This window comes from Mycobacterium sp. (genome assembly GCF_049683935.1).
Classification (GTDB): domain Bacteria; phylum Actinomycetota; class Actinomycetes; order Mycobacteriales; family Mycobacteriaceae; genus Mycobacterium.
The window spans coordinates 1-1673 of record NZ_JBAUJR010000044.1; the positions used below are offsets into that span (position 1 = coordinate 1).

1 protein-coding gene and 1 pseudogene are annotated in these 1673 nt (G+C 68.1%); both read left to right on the forward strand.

The window, feature by feature from the left end; translation table 11 throughout:
- The first annotated feature begins 115 nt into the window (after positions 1–115).
- Positions 116–1501 (forward strand): phosphomannomutase/phosphoglucomutase, encoded by a 1386-nt coding sequence (locus tag WA965_RS02515; protein WP_526295052.1) that lies wholly within the window; start codon positions 116–118, stop codon positions 1499–1501.
- A pseudogene (locus WA965_RS02520) lies at positions 1498–1673 on the forward strand (TobH protein); the annotation flags it as partial. The gene WA965_RS02515 and the pseudogene WA965_RS02520, both read left to right, overlap by 4 nt.

Genomic DNA, 1673 nt, shown 5'->3' on the forward strand with positions numbered 1-1673 from the left:
CTGTTCGCTCGGGATTTCGCGCGTGGAATACCGTTTCGGCGGGAAGTGAGCGCCGTGGAGGTCGGGGCTGACGGCTAGGCTTACGACAACAGTCCATCTGTGTTCAAGGAGCCCTATGTCCAGGCCCGCCGCGGCGGTACAGCGCGTCATCAAGGCTTACGACGTGCGCGGACTCGTGGGCGAGGAAATCGACGAGCAATTCGTCTCCGAAGTCGGGGCAGCGTTTGCCAGGCTGGTCCGCGACGGCGCCCGGCAGGTGGTCATCGGGCACGACATGCGGGAGAGTTCGCCGACGCTGGCCAACGCCTTCGCCGAGGGCGTGGTGGCCCAGGGTCTCGACGTGGTGCACATCGGACTGGCCTCCACCGATCAGCTCTACTTCGCCTCCGGCCTGATGGACTGCCCCGGCGCGATGTTCACCGCCAGCCACAACCCCTCCGCCTACAACGGGATCAAACTGTGTCGCGCCGGTGCCAAACCGGTCGGCAAGGACACCGGTCTGACCACGATCAGCGACGAGGTCATCGCGGGCGTCCCCGACCACGACGGCCCGCGCGGCACCGTCTCCGAGCGCGACGTGCTCGCCGACTACGGCGATTTCCTGCGGACCCTGGTCGACATCGGCGCCCAGCGAACGCTGAAGGTCGCCGTCGACGCCGGCAACGGCATGGCCGGCCACACCACCCCGGCGGTGCTGGGCCCGATCTCGTCGATCACGCTCTCGCCGCTGTTCTTCGAACTCGACGGCACGTTCCCCAACCACGAGGCCAACCCGCTGGAGCCGGCCAACCTCGTCGACCTGCAGGCCTTCGTGCTGGAAACCGGAGCGGACATAGGGCTGGCGTTCGACGGCGACGCAGACCGGTGCTTCGTCGTCGACGAGAAGGGCCAGGCGGTCTCGCCGTCGGCGGTGACGGCGCTGGTCGCCGCGCGGGAACTGCAGCGGGAGATCGGCGCGACGATCATCCACAACCTCATCACCTCACGGGCGGTGCCCGAACTGGTCGCCGAGCGTGGCGGCACCGCCGTGCGCGCCCGCGTCGGGCACTCCTACATCAAGGAGTTGATGGCCGAGACCGGAGCGATCTTCGGCGGCGAACACTCCGCGCACTACTACTTCCGCGACTTCTGGGGCGCCGACTCCGGCATGCTCGCCGCGCTGCACGTCCTCGCCGCCCTCGGTGAGCAGGACCGCCCGCTGTCGGATCTGATGGCCGACTACCAGCGCTACGAAGCGTCCGGGGAGATCAACTACACCGTCACCGACGCGCCGGCTGTCGTGGACGCCGTGCTGCAGGGATTCAGCAGTCGGGTGCACGCGATCGATCACCTCGACGGAGTGACCGTCGACCTCGGCGACGGGACCTGGTTCAACCTCCGCATGTCCAATACCGAGCCTTTGCTGAGGCTCAATGTCGAGGCACGCACCCCCGAAGCGGTCGCCGCGATCGTCGACGAAGTCGCCGGCCATGTGTCCGCGGGCGCAAAGGAATTGACGTGAGCGCCGGCCCGATATCGGCCTCGGCTGTGGACATCGACGACGCCGCGGGACTTCTGGAAGCCGATCGGATGGGTTTGCTGCGTGCGGCCTCGATGGCTGGCGCTCAGGTGCGGGCCATCGCGGCCGCAGTCGAGGAGGGGGAACTCGAAGCGGTCCGGTCGGACTCACCGCC

Bases quoted from the DNA above. Each gene is read 5' to 3' on its own strand.
- WA965_RS02515 (WP_526295052.1), top strand. From the start codon at position 116: ATGTCCAGGCCCGCCGCGGCGGTACAGCGCGTCATCAAGGCTTACGAC.